At 69.9% G+C, this 19,858-nt stretch carries 16 protein-coding genes; 9 read left to right on the top strand and 7 right to left on the bottom strand.

Annotated elements, in window-relative coordinates; all coding sequences use genetic code 11:
* The first annotated feature begins 29 nt into the window (after window positions 1-29).
* Window positions 30-1,136 carry a glycosyltransferase family 4 protein gene (locus tag AC0662_RS09065; RefSeq protein ID WP_478299535.1) on the top strand — a complete coding sequence of 369 codons (1,107 nt, stop codon included), beginning with the start codon at window positions 30-32 and terminating at the stop codon, window positions 1,134-1,136.
* Here the strand turns inward: AC0662_RS09065 and AC0662_RS09060 are convergent.
* Window positions 1,129-1,536 (bottom strand): HIT family protein, encoded by a 408-nt coding sequence (locus AC0662_RS09060; protein WP_478299533.1) that lies wholly within the window; start codon window positions 1,534-1,536, stop codon window positions 1,129-1,131. The two genes, AC0662_RS09065 and AC0662_RS09060, sit on opposite strands and share 8 nt — an antisense overlap.
* Window positions 1,537-1,589: 53 nt before the next feature.
* On the opposite strand from AC0662_RS09060, the gene AC0662_RS09055 reads away from it, so the two are divergent.
* From AC0662_RS09055 to AC0662_RS09045, 3 genes are read left to right on the top strand one after another with little or no spacing between them, the layout of a single operon-like run.
* Window positions 1,590-2,039 carry a hypothetical protein gene (locus AC0662_RS09055; RefSeq protein WP_478299531.1) on the top strand — a complete coding sequence of 150 codons (450 nt, stop codon included), beginning with the start codon at window positions 1,590-1,592 and terminating at the stop codon, window positions 2,037-2,039.
* On the top strand, window positions 2,036-2,911 hold the full coding sequence (locus AC0662_RS09050; protein WP_478299529.1) for a tetratricopeptide repeat protein: 876 nt from the start codon (window positions 2,036-2,038) through the stop codon (window positions 2,909-2,911). The genes AC0662_RS09055 and AC0662_RS09050 overlap by 4 nt, the downstream gene beginning before the upstream one ends.
* Entirely contained in the window at window positions 2,908-4,176 is a 1,269-nt protein-coding gene (locus AC0662_RS09045; RefSeq protein WP_478299527.1) for a tetratricopeptide repeat protein, read from the top strand. The genes AC0662_RS09050 and AC0662_RS09045 overlap by 4 nt, the downstream gene beginning before the upstream one ends.
* A 1-nt stretch (window position 4,177) precedes the next feature.
* Here the strand turns inward: AC0662_RS09045 and AC0662_RS09040 are convergent, their stop codons facing one another.
* On the bottom strand, window positions 4,178-6,304 hold the full coding sequence (locus AC0662_RS09040; RefSeq protein WP_478299525.1) for an elongation factor G-like protein EF-G2: 2,127 nt from the start codon (window positions 6,302-6,304) through the stop codon (window positions 4,178-4,180).
* Window positions 6,305-6,504: 200 nt separating this feature from the next.
* On the opposite strand from AC0662_RS09040, the gene AC0662_RS09035 reads away from it, so the two are divergent.
* Entirely contained in the window at window positions 6,505-8,481 is a 1,977-nt protein-coding gene (locus AC0662_RS09035; protein WP_452196768.1) for a DUF2207 domain-containing protein, read from the top strand.
* Between the two features lie 32 nt (window positions 8,482-8,513).
* Complete coding sequence (locus AC0662_RS09030) at window positions 8,514-10,457, top strand: DUF2207 domain-containing protein (protein WP_478299523.1); 1,944 nt, start codon at window positions 8,514-8,516, stop codon at window positions 10,455-10,457.
* Between the two features lies 1 nt (window position 10,458).
* Here AC0662_RS09030 and AC0662_RS09025 read toward each other — a convergent pair whose 3' ends face one another.
* The 3 genes from AC0662_RS09025 to AC0662_RS09015 form a co-directional block, all read right to left on the bottom strand.
* Complete coding sequence (locus AC0662_RS09025) at window positions 10,459-10,986, bottom strand: ferritin (RefSeq protein WP_478299521.1); 528 nt, start codon at window positions 10,984-10,986, stop codon at window positions 10,459-10,461.
* Window positions 10,987-11,037: 51 nt separating this feature from the next.
* Entirely contained in the window at window positions 11,038-12,945 is a 1,908-nt protein-coding gene (locus tag AC0662_RS09020; RefSeq protein ID WP_478299519.1) for a DUF2264 domain-containing protein, read from the bottom strand.
* A gap of 118 nt (window positions 12,946-13,063) precedes the next feature.
* Window positions 13,064-14,080, bottom strand: coding sequence for a hydroxyacid dehydrogenase (locus tag AC0662_RS09015; RefSeq protein ID WP_452196764.1), 1,017 nt, complete (start codon window positions 14,078-14,080; stop codon window positions 13,064-13,066).
* A gap of 172 nt (window positions 14,081-14,252) precedes the next feature.
* On the opposite strand from AC0662_RS09015, the gene AC0662_RS09010 reads away from it, so the two are divergent.
* From AC0662_RS09010 to thrS, 3 genes are all read left to right on the top strand, one after another.
* Window positions 14,253-15,170 carry a proteasome assembly chaperone family protein gene (locus AC0662_RS09010; RefSeq protein WP_452196763.1) on the top strand — a complete coding sequence of 306 codons (918 nt, stop codon included), beginning with the start codon at window positions 14,253-14,255 and terminating at the stop codon, window positions 15,168-15,170.
* 180 nt (window positions 15,171-15,350) lie between these two features.
* A complete protein-coding gene (locus tag AC0662_RS09005) occupies window positions 15,351-16,196 on the top strand; it encodes an acyl-CoA thioesterase (RefSeq protein ID WP_478299517.1) in 846 nt (281 codons plus the stop codon).
* A gap of 147 nt (window positions 16,197-16,343) precedes the next feature.
* The gene (thrS, locus tag AC0662_RS09000) at window positions 16,344-17,603 is read left to right on the top strand and encodes a threonine--tRNA ligase (protein WP_478299515.1); all 1,260 of its coding nucleotides are present in this window, start codon (window positions 16,344-16,346) and stop codon (window positions 17,601-17,603) included.
* A 44-nt stretch (window positions 17,604-17,647) separates the two neighbouring features.
* Here the strand turns inward: thrS and AC0662_RS08995 are convergent, their stop codons facing one another.
* Both AC0662_RS08995 and AC0662_RS08990 read right to left on the bottom strand, forming a co-directional pair.
* Complete coding sequence (locus AC0662_RS08995; protein ID WP_452196760.1) at window positions 17,648-18,505, bottom strand: MaoC family dehydratase; 858 nt, start codon at window positions 18,503-18,505, stop codon at window positions 17,648-17,650.
* Between the two features lies 1 nt (window position 18,506).
* Entirely contained in the window at window positions 18,507-19,853 is a 1,347-nt protein-coding gene (locus AC0662_RS08990) for a 3-oxoacyl-ACP reductase (RefSeq protein WP_478299512.1), read from the bottom strand.
* Window positions 19,854-19,858: the final 5 nt, after the last annotated feature.

The raw sequence follows: 19,858 nt of genomic DNA, 5'->3' as shown, positions 1-19,858 counted from the left end.
ACCAGCACGGTGCGAGTAAGAATCGTGGTGTGAGGATCGGTTTGGTCTGCCCGTACTCGCTGGGCACGCCCGGCGGTGTGCAGAACCACGTCCGCGACCTCGCCGAGGCACTGCTCGCGCTCGGTCACGAGGTCTCGGTGCTGGCCCCGGTCGACGACCCGTCGCGGGACGGCGCGATCCCGCCGTACGTCGTCTCGGCCGGCCGCGCGGTCGGGGTGCCGTACAACGGGTCGGTCGCCCGGGTGACCTTCGGGCCGCGGACCGCGGCGCGGGTGAAGAGCTGGCTCGCGGACGGCAACTTCGACGTGGTCCACGTGCACGAGCCGACCACGCCGAGTGCGTCGATCATCGCGCTCTGGTCCGCCGACGGGCCGTTCGTCGCCACCTTCCACACCTGGCAGGTGCGGTCCCGGGCGATGAGCGCGGCCGCCGGTCTGCTCCGGCCGGCGCTGGAGAAGATCGACGCCCGGATCGCGGTATCGGAGAACGCCCGCTCGATGATGGTCCAGCACATCGGCGGCGAGGCCGTGGTGATCCCGAACGGCCTGTACACGGCGCGGTTCAAGGGCAGCCCGCGACTCGAGTGGATGGGCGAGGACGGCACGATCAGCTTCCTCGGGCGGCTGGACGAGCCGCGAAAGGGCCTCGGCGTGCTGCTGGACGCCGTACCGCTGCTGCTGGCGGAGCGGCCGCGGCTGCGGATCCTCGTAGCCGGGGCGGGGCAGGCCGACGAGACGCGGCGATCATTGCCCCCGCGATACCGCGAGAACGTGCTGTTCCTCGGCGCGGTCGACGACGAGGCGCGCGCGGACATGCTGGCCGGATCAGACCTGTACGTCGCGCCGCACCTCGGTGGCGAGAGTTTCGGCATCGTCCTGCTGGAGGCGATGGCGGCCGGCGCGCCGGTGCTGGCGAGCGACCTCGCCGCGTTCCGGCAGGTGCTGGACGGCGGGCGGCTGGGGGAGCTGTTCGAGCCCGGCAACGTCCTCGAGCTCGCGGCCCGCACCCTCCGGCTGCTGCGCCGCCCCGAGGAACGCGAGCGCCTCCGCTCGGCCGGGCTGGCCGCCGTACCGCGCTATGACTGGTCGGTGCTGCTGCCGGAGCTGCTGTCCGTCTACGAGCTCGTCGCTAGATGAGCTTGGCGTGGACGGCGTTGATCTCGTCCATGTCACCGGACTCCGGCTTCCACGGCAGGACCATCGGGTCGTTCGGATAGCGCGGGATCACGTGCAGGTGGGTGTGGAAGACGCTCTGCCAGGCGTCCGCGCCGATGCAGCTGAGCAGGTTCGCGCCGGTGGCGCCGTCCAGGCGGTCGATCACGCGGCCGACCAGCGACTGGGCGAGCAGGGTCGCGGCGGTCAGGTCCTCGGGAGCGGCCTCCCGGAGGTCGATCGAGTGCACGCGCGGGACCACCAGCAGATGCCCGGGCGTCGCCGGGGCGATGTCCATGAAGGCGATCGCCCGGTCGTCCTCCGCGACCCGGGTGGAGGGGATGGTGCCGGCCACGATCCCGCAGAAGATGCAGTTCTCGCTCATCGCCACAGGCTATACACTGCGCGAGCGTTGTCGACCGACACCTGAGGAGTCCGATGCCGGACGAACTTCTGCGCCCGACGATCGGCGCCGGGGTCGACCTGTCCGTCCGCCCGTGGCGCCTGATGTCCCAGACGTACGTCGCCTTCTTCGGCGGTGTGCTCGCCTCGACGGTCGTTGCCTACCTCAACGCGGGCCGGCTCGGCGTCGACGCGGCGAAGCGCCGGCTGATCCTGCTGACCGGCCTCGTCGGGCTGGTCGCGGTGTTCGCGGTGTTCGCGCTGTTCGAGCGCGATGCGGATGTCACGTCGGGGCTGCGCGTGAGCACCCGGGTGGTGGCGGTGCTGTGCTTCCTGGTCCAGGCCCGGCTGCAGCGTCCGATGGACCGGGCGTTCCAGTTGCGCGGTACGGACTACGGCTCGTTGTGGCGCGTGGGCATCGCGGCGACGGTCGGCGGCGCGATCGCCGAGACTCTGATCCTCCTCTTGGTGACGGTGGTGCTGTGAACGAACCGAGTGAGGCTCGCCTGCGGATGGCCAGCCACTGGCTGCAGATCGGCCACCCGGAGCGCACGCTCGAGGAGCTCCAGGGGTTGTCCGGTGACGCGGCGGTCGACTACCGCGCGTTCCTGTTCCGCGGCGCTGCCCTGCACGCACTGGACCGGAACGCCGAGGCCGTCGACGTACTGCGGGACGGCCTCGCGCAGCACGGACCGTTCCTCGCGATGCTGCATGTGCTCGGCTCGGCGCTGCGATCCGAGGGCCGCCTGCCCGAGGCGGAGGCGGCGTTCCTGCAAGGTCTGAGTCTCGACCCGAACGATCCGGATCTGCTGATCGGGTACGCGCACGTCTGCCTGACCGCCGGTCAGGCGCAGAAGGCGAGTGCGCTGGTCGAGCGTGCCGCGTCGCAGGCGCCGGAGAGCGTGGCGGTGTCGGCTGCCCGCGCACAGGTCGCGTTCGCGCTCGGCAAGGACCGTGACATGCACCGGCACAGCACCGAGGCGCTCTCGTACGACCCCGAGGACCCGAACGCCCGGGCCCTGCACGGTACGGCGTCCATGCTCACCGGTGACCCGCGCTCGGGCTACTCATCGCTCGCGTCCGCGGCGGCCGCCCAGCCCGGCGACGCGGATCTCCGCGCGGCGGCCCGGGAGGCGAAGCTGTTCAACCACCCGCTGCTGCGCCCCCTGCGCCCGTTCGCGCGGGTCAACCCGCTGGTCGTCTGGGTCTGCGCCGTCGCCGTCATCTACGGCCTCCGCGCCGTCGGCCTGGCGCCGCTGTCCTTCGCGTTCGCCATGATCTGGCTCGCGTTCTGCGTCTACTCGTGGGTGGTCCCCCCGCTGGTCCGCCGCTGGATCAACAGGAGTTGGGGTTCATGAGTAATGAGCGAATCGTCGCGCTGCGGAAGGCAGTCGACGCGAATCCGGATGATGTGCTGTTGCGGCTGGTGCTCGCGGAGTCGCTGGTGGCGGCGAGTGAGACCGAGGAAGCGCTCGACCAGTACGTCGTGCTGCTAGACCACCAAGGTCTGCCGGACGACCAGTTCGTGCCGGTCGGGGAACTCGCCGCGGCGAACGGGCGGCTCGCGCTGCTCCGCAACCTGCTCGAGGCGGCGCGTCAGCGCGGTGTCGTCGAGGGGACCGGGCGGCTGCAGCAGCTCGTGGACGGGATGATCGCGGAGCGCAGCGGTGTCCGGATCAAGGTCGGCCCCGAGGCGGAGACGCCGTACGACTCGTACGACAAGGAGACCACCAAGGAGACCACCACCTTCGACCAGGTCGGTGGCATGGAGGAGATCAAGCGGGTCATCCACCGGATGGTGATCCTCCCGCAGAGCCGGCCCGAGCTGTATGAGAAGTACGGGCGGAAGCCGGGCGGCGGTGTGATGCTCTACGGCCCACCCGGGTGCGGCAAGACGCTGCTCGCGCGGGCGACCGCGGGGGAGTGTGGGCTGCCGTTCGTCAACGTCCGCATCGAGGACGTGATGGACCCGTACCTCGGTGTCTCCGAGCGCAACCTGCACGCCGCGTTCGAGCACGCTCGCGCGAGCGGACCGTGCGTACTGTTCCTCGACGAGCTGGACGCGCTGGCGTTCGCCCGGCACAAGCACGGTGGGTCCGAGGCGCGGCGGCTGGTCGACGTACTGCTCCAGGAACTCGACGCGATCGGCTCCGAGAACGAGGGGCTCCTGGTGCTCGCCGCGACCAACGCGCCCTGGGACGTCGACGAGGCGATGCTCCGGCCGGGACGTTTCGACCGGGTGATCTTCGTCCCGCCGCCCGACGAGCCGGCCCGCGCGGACATCCTGACCGTGGTGACCAAGGACGTCCCGACGGACGGACTGGACCTCAAGGCGCTCGCCGGTCAGACGCCGATGTTCAGCGGTGCGGACCTGCGGGCTCTGATCGAGCGCGGCGTGGACAAGGTGATCGACGAGGCGCTCTCCACCGGTGGCGAGCCGCCGCTGGGCATGCAGCACCTCACCGATGCGCTCACCGCGGTGAAGCCGTCCACCCTCGAGTGGCTGCATCGCGTGCGCTCGTACATCGAGTTCGCGAACCAGAGCGAGCGGTACGACGACGTGGCGGCGTACCTCAAGTCTCGCGACGTACGCCGCCGCCTCAGCCGCGACTCCAAGGGCTAGGTCACTTGAGCTTCGCCGCAGCCGACTCAGGCATCGCCTCGTAGCGGGAGAACTCGCGGGTGAAGGTCGCGGCGCCGTGGGACAGCGAGCGGAGGTCGATCGTGTAGCGGGTGATCTCCACCTGCGGTACTTCGGCCTTCACCAGGGTCCGGTCGTCGCCGACCTTGTCGGTGCCGAGCAGCCGCCCGCGGCGCCCGGACAGGTCGCTCATCACCGTGCCGACCAGGTCGTCCGGTACCAGCACCGACACCAGGTCCACGGGTTCGAGCATCGAGAGCCGAGTCGCGGCCGCGGCCTCGCGCAATGCCAGCCCACCGGCCATCTGGAACGCCATGTCGGACGAGTCGACGCTGTGCGCCTTGCCGTCGCGCAACGTGACCCGGATGTCCACCATCGGGTACCCGGCCCCGACGCCCTTCTCCATCTGCGCCCGGACACCCTTCTCCACGCTCGGGATGAACTGCCGCGGCACCGCCCCGCCGACCACCTTGTCGACGAACTCGAACCCGGACCCCTCCGGCAGCGGTTCGACCTCGATGTCGCAGACGGCGTACTGACCGTGGCCGCCGGACTGCTTCACGTGCCGTCCGTGCCCCTTCGCCGCCCCGACGAACGTCTCCCGCAGCGGCACCCGGAGCTCGACGGTGTCCACGGTCACGCCGTACCGGTTCGCGAGGGCGTCCAGGACGACGTCCGAATGGGCCTCGCCCATGCACCACAGGACGATCTGGTGGGTCTCGGGGTTCTGCTCGATCCGTAGTGTCGGATCCTCCGCGGCGAGGCGTTGCAGGCCGACGCTGAGCTTGTCCTCGTCGGTCTTCGCGTGTGCCTCGACGGCGATCGGGAGCAGCGGCTCGGGCATGGGCCACGGCTTCAGCAACAGCGGATCCGGCTTGCCGGACAGCGTGTCACCGGTCTCCGCCCGGGTCAGCCGGCCGATCGCGCACATGTCACCGGCGAGGACTTCGCCGGCCGGTCGCTGCGCCTTGCCGAGCGGGAACGACAGCGTGCCGATCCGCTCGTCCTCGTCGTGGTCCTCGTGCGATTTGTGCTCACCGAAGAAGGACGTGAAATGGCCCGACACGTGAACCGTCGTGTCGGGCCTGATGGTGCCGGAGAACACCCGGACCAGGCTCACCCTGCCGACGTACGGGTCCGACGTCGTCTTCACCACCTCGGCGAGCAGCGGGCCGTCCGGGTCGCAGGCCAGGCCCTGGCGGGCGACGCCGTGCGGGGTGAAGACGTCCGGGATGGTGTGCTCGGGCGGCGACGGGAAGCCGCTGGTGATCACCTCGAGCAACTCGAACGTGCCGATCCCGGAGGCGCTGCAGACCGGGACGACCGGGAAGAACGACCCGCGGGCGACGGCCCGCTCGAGGTCCTCGATCAGCACCTTCTGGTCGATCTCCTCGCCGCCGAGGTACCGGTCCATCAGCGACTCGTCCTCGGACTCCTCGATGATGCCCTCGATCAGCGTGCCACGTAACTCCTCGATCTGGTCGCCGTACGACGGATCGGTGGTCGCCGTGGAGCGCTTGCCGTCGGCGTAGGCGTAGTACGACTGGGAGAGCAGCCCGATCAGCCCGTCACCAGCGGGCAGGTAGAGCGGCAGCACCTTGTCGCCGAAGGCGTCCTGCGCGGTCGCGAGCGCGTTCTGGTAGTTCGCCCGGGCATGGTCGAGCTTGGTGATCACGACCGCGCGCGGCATCCCGACCTGGTCGCACTCCTGCCAGACCGCCTTGGTCGGCTCGTCGACACCCTCGCTCGCCGAGACCACGAACAGCGCGCAGTCCGCGGCGCGGAGTCCGGCCCGCAGTTCGCCGACGAAATCGGCGTACCCCGGGGTGTCGATCAGGTTCACCTTCACGCCGTCGTGCGGCAGCGAGGCGAGCGACAGGCCGACCGAGCGCTGCTGCCGGATCGCGGCGTCGTCGAAGTCGCACACCGTGGTTCCGTCGACGACGGTGCCGGGTCTGTTCAAGACTCCGGAGGCCACCAGCAGGGCCTCGACGAGGGTGGTCTTGCCGGCGCCCGACGGACCGACCAGGACCACGTTGCGGATGGCGGCCGGACTGTCCACAGCGGGCGCGGCTCCGGTGCCTTGGGAAGTGTTCGTCTTGTCTGCCATGACGTGCCTCCTGGTCCACCCACGATTCCCCTAACCGACACTTCGCACAAGGCCCCTCCGGTCGCGGATTCGTCTCCTCCTCCCACGACCGGACCCTCACGATCGATAGGGTCCAGGGCATGCTTAGAGCGCGTCTCCCGGTCCCACGCCTACTGCGCGGCGCTCGGCGGGCACCTCGCCAAGCTGGAGCGAAGGGAACGATGACACCACATCGACCCCTCCGCTCCAGCTCGCCGAGGCACTCCGCCGAGCACCTGCTCGCTACGGCGTGGGACCGGGAGACGCGCTCCAGGGCACTCGGGGTCGTCATCAGTACGTTGTTCGCCGTTCTGGCAGTGGCCGGTTTCGCGGTACCGGCGTCCGCGTCCACGACGGACTACGGCGACGTGATCAGGAACTTCGGGATCAACTACACGGTGACAGCCGACGGCGTGCTGCAGGTCGAGGAGACGATCGCGTACCACTTCGCCGACAGCGGCCGGCACGGCATCTACCGGGACCTGGTCACCCGCGAGCCCTACAAGGACGACGACTCCAAGGACCAGAAGTACGAGGTCTCGAACATCGAGGTCTCGTCGCCGAGCGGCGCTCCGAGTCAGTTCACCAAGGAGACGTTCACCGGGAACCACGGCCGGTACGAGAACATCCAGATCAAGATCGGTGACCCCAACGACACGGTGAAGGGCACGGACGCGACGTACGTCATCAAGTACGACGTCCGCGGCGCGCTGCGGCACTTCGCCGACCACAGCGAGCTGTACTGGGACGCGACGGGCAGTGCCTGGAGCGCGACCATGGACCAGGTCAGGGTCAAGGTCGACGTCCCGAAGGGTGTCACGCAGGTCGAGTGCTTCCGAGGGACGACGGGCTCGAACACCAGCTGCTCGCAGAAGTCCATGGTCGGCGGTCAGGGCGTCTTCGGCCAGTCCAACCTGGAACGGGGGGAGCAGCTGACGATCGTCGCGGGGATCACCGCGGGCGCCGTACAGAACGACGCGCCGATCGTGGTCGACCCGCCGAGCTGGCTCGAGCGCAACGGCCTGTCCTGGCTGTCCGTGATCGGTGCCGCCCTCGTCAGCGCGGCCGCGATCGTCGTCGCCTGGCTCTACGCGAGGTTCGGGAACAAGGACCAGCGCTTCGCCGGGATGCCGCCGGGCACCTTCCCACCGGACGGCGCCTCGGTCGCGCCGGTGAAGGACGAGCTGGCCACGGACCAGATCCCGGTCGCGTTCGCGCCGCCGCGGATCCCGGTCGCCGAGGGTGGTCTGCTGATCGACGCGAAGGCGACCACGGTCGAGACGGCCGCGACGCTGATCGACATGGCGGTGCGCGGCGGCGTACGGATCGACAACACCGGTGACGACCAGAGGGCCGTGCTGATGAACCCGGCGGCCGCGACCGCGCCGCACGAGCAGGCGCTGATGGCGGGGCTGTTCCCGACGTTGCAACCCGGCTCGGAGGTGACGCTGAAGCGCGGTGCGGTAGGGGAGAACAGCATGCGGAACGCGCACACCGCGATGATCAAGGCGCTGCGCGACCAGGTGAGGGCGCGCCAGTGGTACCAGCGGATGCCACGCGCCAGCGGTGGCTCGGTGTTCAAGAACGGCGCCCGATTGGCGTGTCTGTCGATGATCGGGATCTGGGTGGTCGGCGCCGGCCTGTTCGGTACGGTCGTCAGCGCGGCGACCGGCGGCCTTGGCCGGGCGGTCGTGGTCGCGATCCCGGTGATCGCCGTGATCGTTGCCATCATCACCTGGGCCGTGATCCGTGGCCGTGGGCAACGGAACCCGGCGGGCCGGGCGGTGACCGACCAGCTGGTCGGCTTCCGGAAGTACCTCGCGACCGCCGAGGCGCAGCAGTTGCGCTTCGAGGAGGGCGAGGACATCTTCTCGAAGTACCTGCCCTGGGCGATCGCGTTCGGGATCGCCGACCGCTGGCAGAAGACCTGCGAGCAGCTGGTCGCCGCGGGCCGCCTCACCCCGGACCCGTACTGGTATGTCGGCCCGTCGTACTACACCTCCGGCTGGACCGCCGGCGCCGTCGGCTCGACCCTCGCCCACAGCTTCGACCCGCCGCCCACGCCGTCCAGCTCGGGCGGTGGCGGCGGCAGCTCCTCCGGCTTCAGCGGCGGCTCCTCCGGCGGTGGCGGCGGCGGTGGAGGCGGCGGCAGCTGGTAGCCGTGTGCTCTGCGCTCGGTAGGGTCGCGGGCATGCGTCGTGCACTCGGGGTCGTCGTCAGCCTACTCACCGTCGCGCTGGCGCTGGCAGGGTTTGCTCTGCCCGCATCGGCTGCCCTCGGGGACCGGGTCACGGCGATGACGATCGACTACGTCGTCTCCGACGACGGCATACTGCACGTGACGGAGACGATCGACTACGACTTCGGCGACAAGGACGCGCACGGGATCTTCCGGGACCTGGTGATCCGGGAGCCGTTCGTGGACGACCGCACGAAGGACCAGAAGTACGAGGTCTCGAACATCCACGTGTCGTCTCCGACCGCATCGGCCGCGGTCAGCACGAGCACGACGAAGACCAACAAGCGCCGCGACCAGGTATTGCGGCTCAAGATCGGCTCGGGCGACAAGACGATCCCCGGCGGGCGGGCGACGTACAAGATCACGTACGACGTGCGCGGGGCGTTGCGGCACTTCCCGGACCACAGCGAGCTGTACTGGGATGCCACCGGCTCCAGCTGGGAGGCGCCGATCGACCATCTGGTGGTCACCGTGGCGGTCCCGCAGGGCGTTACGCGGGTGGCCTGCAACACCGGTCCGCCCGGGTCGACGGACTCTTGTAACGCGAAGACCATCCGCTCCGGCAAGGCGGTGTTCACGCAGGAGACCGACATCGTCCGGGGCGAAGGGCTGACGATCGTCGCCGGACTGAAAGCCGGTGCCGTGAGCAACGACACGCCGATCGTCGTGAACCCACCGGGCTTCCTCGAGCGGTACGGCATCAGCTGGCCGGCAGCGATCGTCTCGGGCCTCCTCACGATCGGCGCCTTCATCACCGGCAAGATCATCGGTCGCCGCCGCCGCGACCTCCGGTACGACGGGGTTCCGCCGGGGGCCGTGCCGCCGGGAGCCGTTTCGCCGGCGGGGGCCGTGCCGCCGCCCGGGGCCGTGCCGCCCGCGGGGACTGTCGCGGTTCCGGATCGGTTGCGGGAGAAGGAGATTCCGGTCGCGTTCGCGCCGCCTGACATCACGGTCGCGGAAGGTGGTCTGCTGATCGACAACGAGGCCGACACGACCGAGGTCGCGGCGACGCTCGTCGATCTCGCGGTCCGCGGTGCGATCCGGATCGACAGCAAGGACGACGTACGGACGGCTGTGCTGGTCGATGCCGGGGTTGCTTCGGCGCCGCACGAGAAGGCGTTGCTGACCGGGTTGTTCCCGAAGCAGCAGGCGGGATCCGAGCGGCGGCTGTCGGGGCCGGCGGTGGGGGACACCGCGCCGGCGCGGGCGGCGGAGAACCTGGTCGACGCGGTGCGGAAGCGGGCGGAGGAGCAGCAGTGGTACGTCCGGATGCCGCGCCGAGTGACAGTCGTCGAGTCGTCGGGCTACGGGTGGGTGCCGTTCGGTTGCGGAGCGTTCCTGGCGGTTGTCGCCGCAATCATCAGCGTGATCGTGTCGTGCATCAAGTTCGGTGCGCCGAGTTGGCTGGGGCCGACGCTGGCGGTCGTCGTACCGCTGCTGGCGATGGGGAACGCGCTGCTCGACGTGATCCTCGAGCGACGGCGCGGACGGCGTACGGCGCTCGGGCGGGCACTGACCGATCAGGTGGTGGGCTTCCGGCGGTACCTCAGCACCGCGGAGGCGGATCAGCTCCGCTTCGAGGACGGTGAGGACATCTTCAGCAAGTACCTGCCGTGGGCCGTCGTCCTCGGCCTCGCCGACCGCTGGCAGCAGGTCTGCCACCAGCTGGTCCAGTCCGGCCGCCTGACCGCAACTCCCACCTGGTACTCCGGCCCCACGACGTACTACGACTCCGGCTGGTCCGCTGGGAGCATCTCCACCACGGCGTCGACCACCTTCGCCAATCCCCCCACCCCCTCAACCGGAGGAGGAACCTCCTCCGGCTTCTCCAGCAGCACCTCCTCCTCGTCCTCCTCAGGCGGAGGAGGTGGCGGCGGAGGCGGTGGCAGCTGGTAGGTCAGACTGCTCCGCCGGCGGTGGCGGGGGCTGTGGGGTCGGTGCCGGGTTCGCCGACGACCTCGCGGGCCAGGAAGTCTTCGAGGTGGAAGAGGTTGTCGCCGGCGCGGTTGGCGACGTTGACGAGGGTCTTCATCGCGGCGACCTCCTCGACCTGCTCCTTGAGGAACCACTGCATGAACTGCTCGCCGATGTAGTCGCTCTCGTCCCGCGCGGTGCGGGCCAGCGTCTCGATCTGCTTGGTGACGGTGATCTCCTGCGCCAGCGCGAGCTCGAGCGGCTCCAGCGCGGACTTAAAGTCGCCCTCGACCTCACCGACGGCCCCGATCTGCGGCCGGATGTCCTTGTCCAGCAGGTACTGGACCATCATCATCGCGTGGTTCCGCTCTTCCAGCGACTGCTTGTAGAAGTGCGCGGCCAACTGCGGGAGATCCTGGTCGTCGTACCAGACAGCCACTGCCACGTACTGCTGCGACGCCGTGAATTCGTTACGGATCTGTTCCTGCAGGAGTTTCTCGTACGTGCTCATTCGGCCAATCTAACGGCGATCGACCGAATTCACACCCTTGGCGAGCCTGACCTAAGCGGTTCGGTTCCGTCCCAGCTCCACCACTTCGGTGCCGCCACCGGGCAGGCTGATCCGCACTGTCGTACCGTCCACCGCGACATCGATGCCCTCGGCAAGCGCTTCCGGCCGGAGTGCGTCCCGGGTCAGCAATACGGCGTTCACCAGCACCAACGGCTCGCCGCGATGCGAGGCGGTCAGGTACGGCGTCGCCGAGTGCGCACCGTACGGGTTCACCCCGAGCCCGCGGTGCACAGCCGCCTCGTCGTACCCGTGCAGTCCGACAACCGCCGACACCAGACCATCCGTGTTCCGCGCCGACGCCACCAGCGCGCCGACCGTTGCTTCCGGCAAAGACTCGCCCGCGACGGCGAACCCACCGCTGCGTACCGACGCACCGTCCGGACCTTCGACGAGCGCGCAGCGGATCTCCCACCCGTTGTGCACTACCGAGGCGATCTCGATCGCCCACGGCCCTTCGGATCCGAGCCACGCCTTGTGCCACGAGGACGCCGTACGCCCGTCGACACCCAGCCGACGGATCCGCCCGCGCCCGCTCGCCGACCCGTCGGGGGAGGCGAGCGAGATCAGGTTGTCGACGTGCGGTTCGTGATCGGACAGGTCCGGCCCGGCGTGGTTGGCGTACGCGAGCCGGTTGTAGTGCGGATCGCCGGCCGGCTCCACGCCCTCCGGCTCGGCGACCGGCGCGTGGTCGGCGCCATGGTTCACCAGCTGAACGACCTGGTCGTGGCGACTTCCGTGCAGGATCCACCCAGGCTTCGGCATGGCCTTCAGCTGGTCAGCGTCGTCCAGCGGGATCGAGTCCTCAGGATCCGACCACACCGGGTGCTCCGGCGGCAGGATCAGCCCGACGAACCCCTTCGAGGCCCAGTACGGCGATCCCGGTCCGGAGTACTGCTGCGTCGTCGGCAGGAACGTGTCGTACCACCCGAGCGTCAGGACCCCACGCTCGTCCGGCACCCCGTGCTGCACGAAGTGCCGGGCGATCCCCGAGCACAGCCGCCGCGTCTCACCCGGGCTCAACGGCGTCGAGTCCAGCAAGGCACCCATCCAGTACGGCGCCGCGGCCGCCATCCGGTAGGTCAGCGAGCGACCCTGGTAGACCGGGGCGCCGTCGTTCCCGACGAGATGCACCGCGTCCTCGAGGAACAGCCGGATCCGCTCCTTGTACAGCTTCAGCCGGTCCTCGTACTGCGCTCCGGGCGTCGCGGCCGCCATCCGCGCCCACAGGCCCGGGTACAGGTGCATGGCCCAGCCGATGTAGTTGTCGTAGTTCTGCCCGTCGCCGTCGGAGTACCACCCGTCGCCGACGTACCAGTCCTCGATCCGGTCGAGCCCGCCGTCGATGTCCTCCTGCTTGTACGGCGCTCCGACGGACGCGAGGAACTGCTCGCTGACCACCTGGAACAGCCGCCAGTTGTTGTCGTGCGTCGTCGACCCGTTGAACCCGCCGAGCCACTCCGCGACGTGCTCCTGCGCGCGGGTGTCGAGGCGGTCCCAGATCCACTCGCGGGTCTCGTGCAGTGACACCGCGATCGCGGCGGCCTCGACCATCTGCTGGGACCTCGGGGTGAGCCGCAGCCACGCCTCGGGGTGGTCCGGGTTGGCGCCGTTCGCAACGCCGCGCGCGTACCGCTCGATCAGCTGCTCGCAGCCCTTGCCCTGGACGCCGGCGATCCGGAACGCGGCCAGCATGAACGACCGAGCGAACCCTTCCAGCGCGTCGGACGCCGTACCCGATCGGCTCGGCCGCCCGGGCAGCTCGACGAGCGAGGCACCGGGGGAGAAGTACGGCACCAGCGAGTCGAGCAGATGATCCGCCAGCGCCTCCCAGTGCGCCCGCCCCCATCCCGTCTGACGGGACAGCACACGGTCAGTATCGGGTAGAACGAGCTTGGTCATGGGGCCTCCCGGCCTGGACTGAGGAGCGGAGGTAGCGAAGCGACTGGAGCGACGAGGGAAGGCCGGGAGCCACAGCCCCATGACCCCGCCGGCGCCGAAGGCCCGGCCAAAAGCACAGTCATGCGAGTCTTCCGATCTCAGCAGGGGTGATTGCATGAAGGAGGGGTTGGCCCGCGGCGAGGCGTTCTAGTTCGGTGACGGCCAGTTCGCCGAGGCGGGCGATCTCGTTTCCGACGGCGCCGGCGACGTGCGGGGTGATGAAGACGTTCGGCAGGTCGAGCAGCGGCGAGTCGGGTGGCAGCGGCTCCGGCTCGGTGACATCGAGTACGGCGTCGATCCGGCCAGTCACGCACTCGCGGATCAGCGCCTCGGGGTCGATGATCTTGCCGCGCGCCGTGTTGATCAGCACCGAGCCGTCCTTCAGCAGCCCGAGCAGCCGCGCGTCGACCAGCCCGACCGTCTCGGGCAGCAACGGCGCGTGCACGCTGAGGATGTCGCTGCGCCGGAACAGGGTGTCGTTGTCGACCAGTTCCGCTCCGAGCGCGGCGGCCTCGTCCGTGGTCAGGTACGGGTCGCTGATCAGCACCTCGAGATCGAACCCGCGCAGCCGCTCCGCGACCATTTTCGCGATCCGTGACGCTCCGAGCAGGCCGACCGTCGTACCGTAACTGCCCGGCTGCCCGTGCGGGTCGGTCTTCCGGCGCTCCAGCCGGTACTGCGCTGCGAGGCGGAACGCCCGCTTCCCGGCGAGCACGATCGCCGCGACGGTGAACTCCGCGACCGGCTGCGCGTTCGCCGTGGCCGCCGACGACACCTGGATCCCGCGGTCGAACGCGACCGGGTCGACGAGCGCCTTGACCGAGCCGGCGGCGTGCAGGATCGCCTGCAGCTTCGGCGCCGCGTCGAGTACCTCGGGACCGATGTGCGGACAGCCCCACCCGGTGAGCAGTACGTCGACGTCCGGCAGCGCGGCCCGGACGGCGGGGTCGGTGAGGAAGCTGGTCCCGGGGCCGACCGGCAGCACGGTGGCGACCGCTTCCAGCCGCTGCCGGACCTGCGGTACGAGGACTCGGTCCCGGGTGCCGTCGTTCATCGCCAGCATGACGGTCAGGGCGGAGGTCGGTACTGTGCTCACGACGGACAACTTAGCAAGCGCTTTCCCAAACTGTCGCCCCGACCGCCGAGTCTTGGAACATCCTGAATCTTTCGCGCGGGCGGAATTTGTCCGCCGACTGCGGGCGTTGGCCTGATGTAAGGGTTGGATAGCAGGGCCTACCCGCCCGTTGGCCAAGTGAAGGAGAACGACGATGCTGCGACCGGACGACCTCTACGAGATCGTCGACGAGTCGGTGGCGACCGGCCCGGCGGCGACGCCGAAGGTCTTGGTGCACTCGCTGGACGGGTTCATGGACGCGGGCCAGGCCGGCCGGGTGACCGCCGACCACCTGCTCGAGGTACTGGACCACCGGCTGCTCGCGCGGTTCGACGTCGACCTCCTGCACGACTACCGGGCCCGGCGACCCGAGGTGACGTTCGCCGAGGACCGGTTCACCGACTACACCCCGCCGCACCTGTCGCTGCACCTGGTGACTGACGACGCCGGGGTCGATTTCCTGCTGCTCGAGGGCGCGGAGCCGGACAACCACTGGGACCGGTTCGCCGGAGCGATCCGGCAGCTCATCGAGCGCTACAACGTGACCCTGACGGTCGGCGTCCACGGCATCCCGATGGGCGTGCCGCACACCCGGCCGCTCGGCCTGACCGCGCACGCGACCCGGCCCGAGCTGGTCACCCGCTCGAACATCTGGGACGGCGAGATGGTGCTCCCCGCGAGCGCCGGCACGATGCTGCAGGTCCGCCTCGGCGAGGCCGGCAAGGACGCGATGGGCTTCGCGGTGCACGTCCCGCACTACCTGGCCGAGAACCGCTTCCCGGGCGCCGCGCTGGCGCTGGTGCACGCGATCTCCGCCGCGACCGGCCTGCTGCTCCCTAGCAAGGCGCTGCTCGACGAGGCCGCCGTCACGGGCCGGCTGGTCGACGAGCAGGTCGACGCCTCCGAGGACGCGAGCGCGGTGGTCAAGGCCCTCGAGACGCAGTACGACGCCGCCGAGGGCTCGGTCAGCCGCAAGAGCCTCCTCGCCGACAACGGAACCCCGTCCGCCGAGGAATTGGGCGCCGAGGTGGAGCAGTTCCTGGCGGACCTCAACCGCGACGACAACGAATAGGCGCCAGCCCGCTGGGGTACGCGGGTGGGTGGCTTGCACAGGAACTGGGGGCGTTGCACAGGGAATAACCTGTGCAACGCCCCCGGTTTGTGTGTCACCGCCCGGTGGCTGGCAGCGCGGCGTGACGGTTTCCACAGCGGGTACGGCGTGTGCGCGGCGCTGAGCCTGTCAGGATGAGGCATGCCTGATTCGCTGGAGGATCTGGTCGAGCTGCTCGACCTGGAGGAGATCGAGGTCGACCTGTTCCGCGGTCGTCAGCCGCAGACCTCGATGCAACGCGTGTTCGGTGGTCAGGTCCTCGGCCAGGCGCTCGTCGCGGCCAGCCGGACGGTCGACCCCGAGCGCGTCGTGCACTCGCTGCACGGGTACTTCCTGCGCGGTGGAGACACCTCGGTGCCGATCGTCTACCGCGCGGAGCCGACGCGGGACGGTGGTTCGTTCAGCAGCCGTCGCGTGGTGGCGTCGCAGCACGGCAAGCCGATCTTCTACATGTCCGCGTCGTTCCAGCGTCCCGAGCCCGGTCTGGAACACCAGGATCCGATGCCTGAGGACGTCGTACCGCCGGACGAGGCTCCGCGGCTGGCGGCCGTGCTCGAGGCGCAGTCCGGGCGACCGGCCGCTGACTGGGATCGGGAGTGGTCCGCGCTCGACGTACGCCTGGCAGGTGTCACCGGGCGTCAGTTCTGGATCCGCGCCGCGGGTAAGCTGCCCGACGATCCCGCGCTGCACGCGTGCGTGCTCGCCTACGCCAGCGATCTCACGCTGCTCGGCGCCAGCCTGCTCCCGCACGGCATCGTGATCGGCGACCGCCGCATCCAGCCCGCGTCGCTGGACCACGCGCTGTGGTTCCACCGCCCGTTCCGCGCCGACGAGTGGCTGCTCTACGACCAGGCGTCCCCGTCGGCCTCCGGAGCCCGAGGCTTCGCCACCGGCCGCCTCTACACCGAGTCCGGCACCCTGACCGCGTCGGTCGCGCAGGAGGGCCTGATTCGTCCTGTCGGCCTGGACACCGACCTGCTAACCTGACGCCGTGATCAAGCGCGCTGCAGTGACGACGCCGGAGTATGTCCCGGCGCGCTGACAGCTGACTGTCGAACGAAGCCCCGGGGCGAGTGCCCCGGGGCTTCGTCGTTCCCGTGGTCCCTCGCCCCACCCCAGAGGAGGAGACCACCCATGAACGAGCACATGTACGACCACCGCAAGATCGGCCGCGAGCTCGGCCTGTTCGACTCCGACCCGTTGATCGGGGCCGGACTGCCCTACTGGCTGCCCGCCGGTGCCGCGGTACGCCGGGCGCTCGAGAGCTACATCGTCGAGGTCGAACGAAGAGCCGGCTACCAGCAGGTTTATTCGCCCGCGCTCGCCAAACGCGAGTTGTACGAGATCTCGGGCCACTGGGCGAAGTACCACGACGACATGTATCCGCCGATGGACATGGGCGCCGAGCAGCTCGTCCTGCGACCGAGCATCTGCCCGCATCACGCGCTCATGTACCGATCCCGCTCGCACAGCTATCGCGAGCTGCCACTGCGGATGTCCGAGCTCGGCGGCCAGTACCGCGCCGAACTGTCCGGCGCGATCGGCGGCCTGAGCCGGGTCCGCGCGATGCAACTGAACGACGCGCACATCTTCTGCCGCCTGGACCAGGTCGCGGACGAGGCCGCCGATGCCTTGCGACTGATCAACCAGGCGTACGCCGACATGGGTATCGCGGCCTCGCGCTACGTCCTCGCCCTGCCGGCTGTCGACGCCGAGTTCAACAGCCCGGCCAGCAAGTACGTCGGTGACGCCGCGAGCTGGGCCGCAGCGGCCGACCTGCTGCGCAACGTGCTCAAGGACGCGGGCATCGACTACGAGGAGGCGCCCGGCGACGCGGCGTTCTACGGACCGAAGATCGACATCCAGATGGAGGATTCGGCAGGTCGCGAGTTCAGCCTGTCGACCGTCCAGATCGACTTCCACCAGCCGGCGGCGTTCGGCCTCGAGTACGTCGGTGCTGACGGCAACAAACATCGGCCGGTGATGGTGCACCGGGCGATCGTCGGGAGCATCGAGCGGGCGATGGCGCAGCTGATCGAGGTGCACGGGGGCGCGTTCCCCGCGTGGCTCGCGCCGGTGCAGGTCGTCGTACTGCCGATCTCGGACGACGAGGAGGAGATCGCCGCCCGGGTCGCCCGGCGCGCGATGGACCGCGGGCTGCGGGTCGAGATCGCGCATGCGGACGAGGGCAGTCTGGGCGCGCGGATCCGCGAGAACCGGTCGGCGCCGTACCAGGCCGTCATCGGTGCCCGGGAGGCCGCTGCGGGCGACATCGCGGTGCGGGAGCGCGACGGCAGCCGGTGGGATCCAGCCCCGGTCGGTGCCGTGCTGGACCGGATCCGGGAAGAGGCGGAGCCCCAGGCCATCGCAATCGGCCGAAGCGAGGACGCGTGAGCGTGAACACCGCCCCGAGGCGGCGATTGTGATGGCCTGGCGGTTCAGCTCGGCTGCAGCTGGCCGATCAGGTGCGTCAGGTCGTGCGACTCGTCGTACAGCGCGAAGTCGAGCGTCTTGCCGGTCTGCTGGTGGGCGAACTGCACCCGCGACGGGAGCAGCAACGGCTTCCGGAAGTCCACGCGGACCGTGAACCCGTCCGGCAGGTCGCCGGCCCGCTGGACGGACGCGAGCGCGGCAGCCTTGGCCCACATCCCGTGCGCGATCTGGCGCGGGAACCCGAACGCCTGCGCGGTCAGCTTCCACAGGTGGATCGGGTTCCGGTCGCCGGACGCGGCGGCGTACCGGCGGCCGAGGTTGCCGCGCAGGTCCCACCAGGCGCTCGGGCTGAGCACCGGGTCGGGCAGCAGGTCGGCGTGCGCGTCCGGCGTACCGGCCGAGCGGCTCAGCAGCGTGGTGAGGTCGCTCCAGACGAGTTCGTGGTCGACGAACACCTCGCTGATGATGTCGAAGACCGTGCCCTTGGGGTGCGGGCGTTCCGGCGTACTGTGCACGCGGATCGCGGGCTCGGCGTGGATCGGGATCGGCGCCTGCTGCGTGATCGTGTTCGACAGGTGCACGATCCCCATCGGCTTGTACGGGAACGAGGGGTCGGACATCAGGTCGAGGTGCAACGGGAACGCGAGCACATGCGGGTACGTCGCCGGCAGCGTCGGACCGGCCGCGAAACCGGTGACCTCCCGGTACGCCGTCAGGTGGTCCTGGTCGATCGCCGATCGGGGCAGCTCGAGTGTCAGCCCGTCCTCGTCCGGCTCGTAGTCGGCCCGTCGGAGCGTTGCCCGGACGGTCCGCGCGTACAGCGATCCGAGGCCGGGGGAGTCGTCGTACCGTCGGGTCGGCATGTCAGGCGCCCAGCATGCTCTGGCCACAGACCCGGACCACGTTGCCGGTCACACCGGCCGACGCCGGATCCGCGAACCACGCGATCGTCTCGGCCACGTCGATCGGCAGACCGCCTTGCTGCAGCGAGTTGATCCGTCGCCCGACCTCGCGGATCGCGAACGGCACCTTCGCGGTCATCTCGGTCTCGATGAACCCGGGCGCGACGGCGTTGATCCGGATCTGACGCTCGGTCAGGGTCGGCGCGAGCGCCTGCACGAGCCCGATCACGCCGGCCTTCGAGGTCGCGTAGTTCGTCTGGCCGTTGTTCCCCGCGATGCCGGCCATCGACGACACGCCGATGATCGAGGCGCCGTCCTTGAGCGCGCCGGACTCCAGCAGGTACTCCGTGATGCGCTCGGGGGCCCGCAGGTTCACATCGAGAACGGCGTCCCACGCGTCGGTCCGCATGTTCACCAGCCGCCGGTCGCGCGTGATGCCGGCGTTGTGGACGACGATGTCGAGCCCGCCGTGCTGCTCCTGCGCGTGCGCGGCGATCCGCTGCGGGGCGTCGACCGCGGTCACGTCGAGCAGCAGTTCGGTGCCGCCGATCTTCGTGATCACCTTGCGCAGCGCGTCCGCGTTCTGCGGTACGTCGACGCCGATGATCGTCGCGCCGTCCCGGGCCAGCGTGTTCGCGATCGACGCGCCGATCCCACGCGCCGCGCCGGTCACCAGCGCCGTACGGCCGGCGAGTGGGCGGTTCGGGTCGTTGCTGACCAGGGGACCGGTGCCGATCCGGGCGACCTGACCGTCGACGTACGCCGACTTGGGGGAGAGGAAGAAGCGGAGCGTGGAGTCGAGTTGTTCGTGCGCGTCCGGGGCGACGTACACGAGGTTGACCGTGGCGCCGCGCTTCACTTCCTTGCCGAGTGAGCGGGTGAAGCCCTCGAGCGCGCGCTGGGCGACGTGCTGGCCGGTGGTGCTCGCGAGTTCCGGCGTACGGCCGACGACGATGACGCGACCCGCGGGGGCGAGCTGGCGGACGACGGGGGAGAAGAACCGCTGCAGGCTGGTCAGGTCCGCGGTCGAGGTCGCGCCGGTCGCGTCGAAGACCAGCGCCTTCGGGCGGATCTCGCTGGACGCGACACCCTCGGCCGCCGTGCTGAACGCGGCGCCGATGTCCCGGAGCAGCGCCTGGATCGCCTTGCCGGCGTCGGTCTCGCCGATCGCGCCGAAGACGACCGGCCCGTCGATCACCGGCGAGCCCTCGATCCAGCGGGGCAGCGGCGTCGGGTCCGGCAGACCAAGGTTCTTCACCAGGGTCTGCCCGAGCGGCGTCCGGGTGAAGGTCTGGTAGCGATCCGTCATCTCAG

It is taken from the genome of Kribbella sp. NPDC043289 (genome assembly GCF_056436705.1).
This window is presented reverse-complemented; position numbering and strand designations above follow the sequence as displayed.

Excerpts from the sequence above, each read along its gene's own strand:
- AC0662_RS08990 (WP_478299512.1), bottom strand. The coding sequence starts at position 19,853 with ATGACGGATCGCTACCAGACCTTCACCCGGACGCCGCTCGGGCAGACC.
- AC0662_RS09040 (WP_478299525.1), bottom strand. The coding sequence starts at position 6,304 with ATGGCAGACAAGACGAACACTTCCCAAGGCACCGGAGCCGCGCCCGCT.
- AC0662_RS09020 (WP_478299519.1), bottom strand. The coding sequence starts at position 12,945 with ATGACCAAGCTCGTTCTACCCGATACTGACCGTGTGCTGTCCCGTCAG.
- AC0662_RS09045 (WP_478299527.1), top strand. The coding sequence starts at position 2,908 with ATGAGTAATGAGCGAATCGTCGCGCTGCGGAAGGCAGTCGACGCGAAT.
- AC0662_RS09030 (WP_478299523.1), top strand. The coding sequence starts at position 8,514 with ATGCGTCGTGCACTCGGGGTCGTCGTCAGCCTACTCACCGTCGCGCTG.
- AC0662_RS09005 (WP_478299517.1), top strand. The coding sequence starts at position 15,351 with ATGCCTGATTCGCTGGAGGATCTGGTCGAGCTGCTCGACCTGGAGGAG.
- thrS (WP_478299515.1), top strand. The coding sequence starts at position 16,344 with ATGAACGAGCACATGTACGACCACCGCAAGATCGGCCGCGAGCTCGGC.
- AC0662_RS09055 (WP_478299531.1), top strand. The coding sequence starts at position 1,590 with ATGCCGGACGAACTTCTGCGCCCGACGATCGGCGCCGGGGTCGACCTG.
- AC0662_RS09025 (WP_478299521.1), bottom strand. The coding sequence starts at position 10,986 with ATGAGCACGTACGAGAAACTCCTGCAGGAACAGATCCGTAACGAATTC.
- AC0662_RS09035 (WP_452196768.1), top strand. The coding sequence starts at position 6,505 with ATGACACCACATCGACCCCTCCGCTCCAGCTCGCCGAGGCACTCCGCC.
- AC0662_RS09060 (WP_478299533.1), bottom strand. The coding sequence starts at position 1,536 with ATGAGCGAGAACTGCATCTTCTGCGGGATCGTGGCCGGCACCATCCCC.
- AC0662_RS09010 (WP_452196763.1), top strand. The coding sequence starts at position 14,253 with ATGCTGCGACCGGACGACCTCTACGAGATCGTCGACGAGTCGGTGGCG.
- AC0662_RS08995 (WP_452196760.1), bottom strand. The coding sequence starts at position 18,505 with ATGCCGACCCGACGGTACGACGACTCCCCCGGCCTCGGATCGCTGTAC.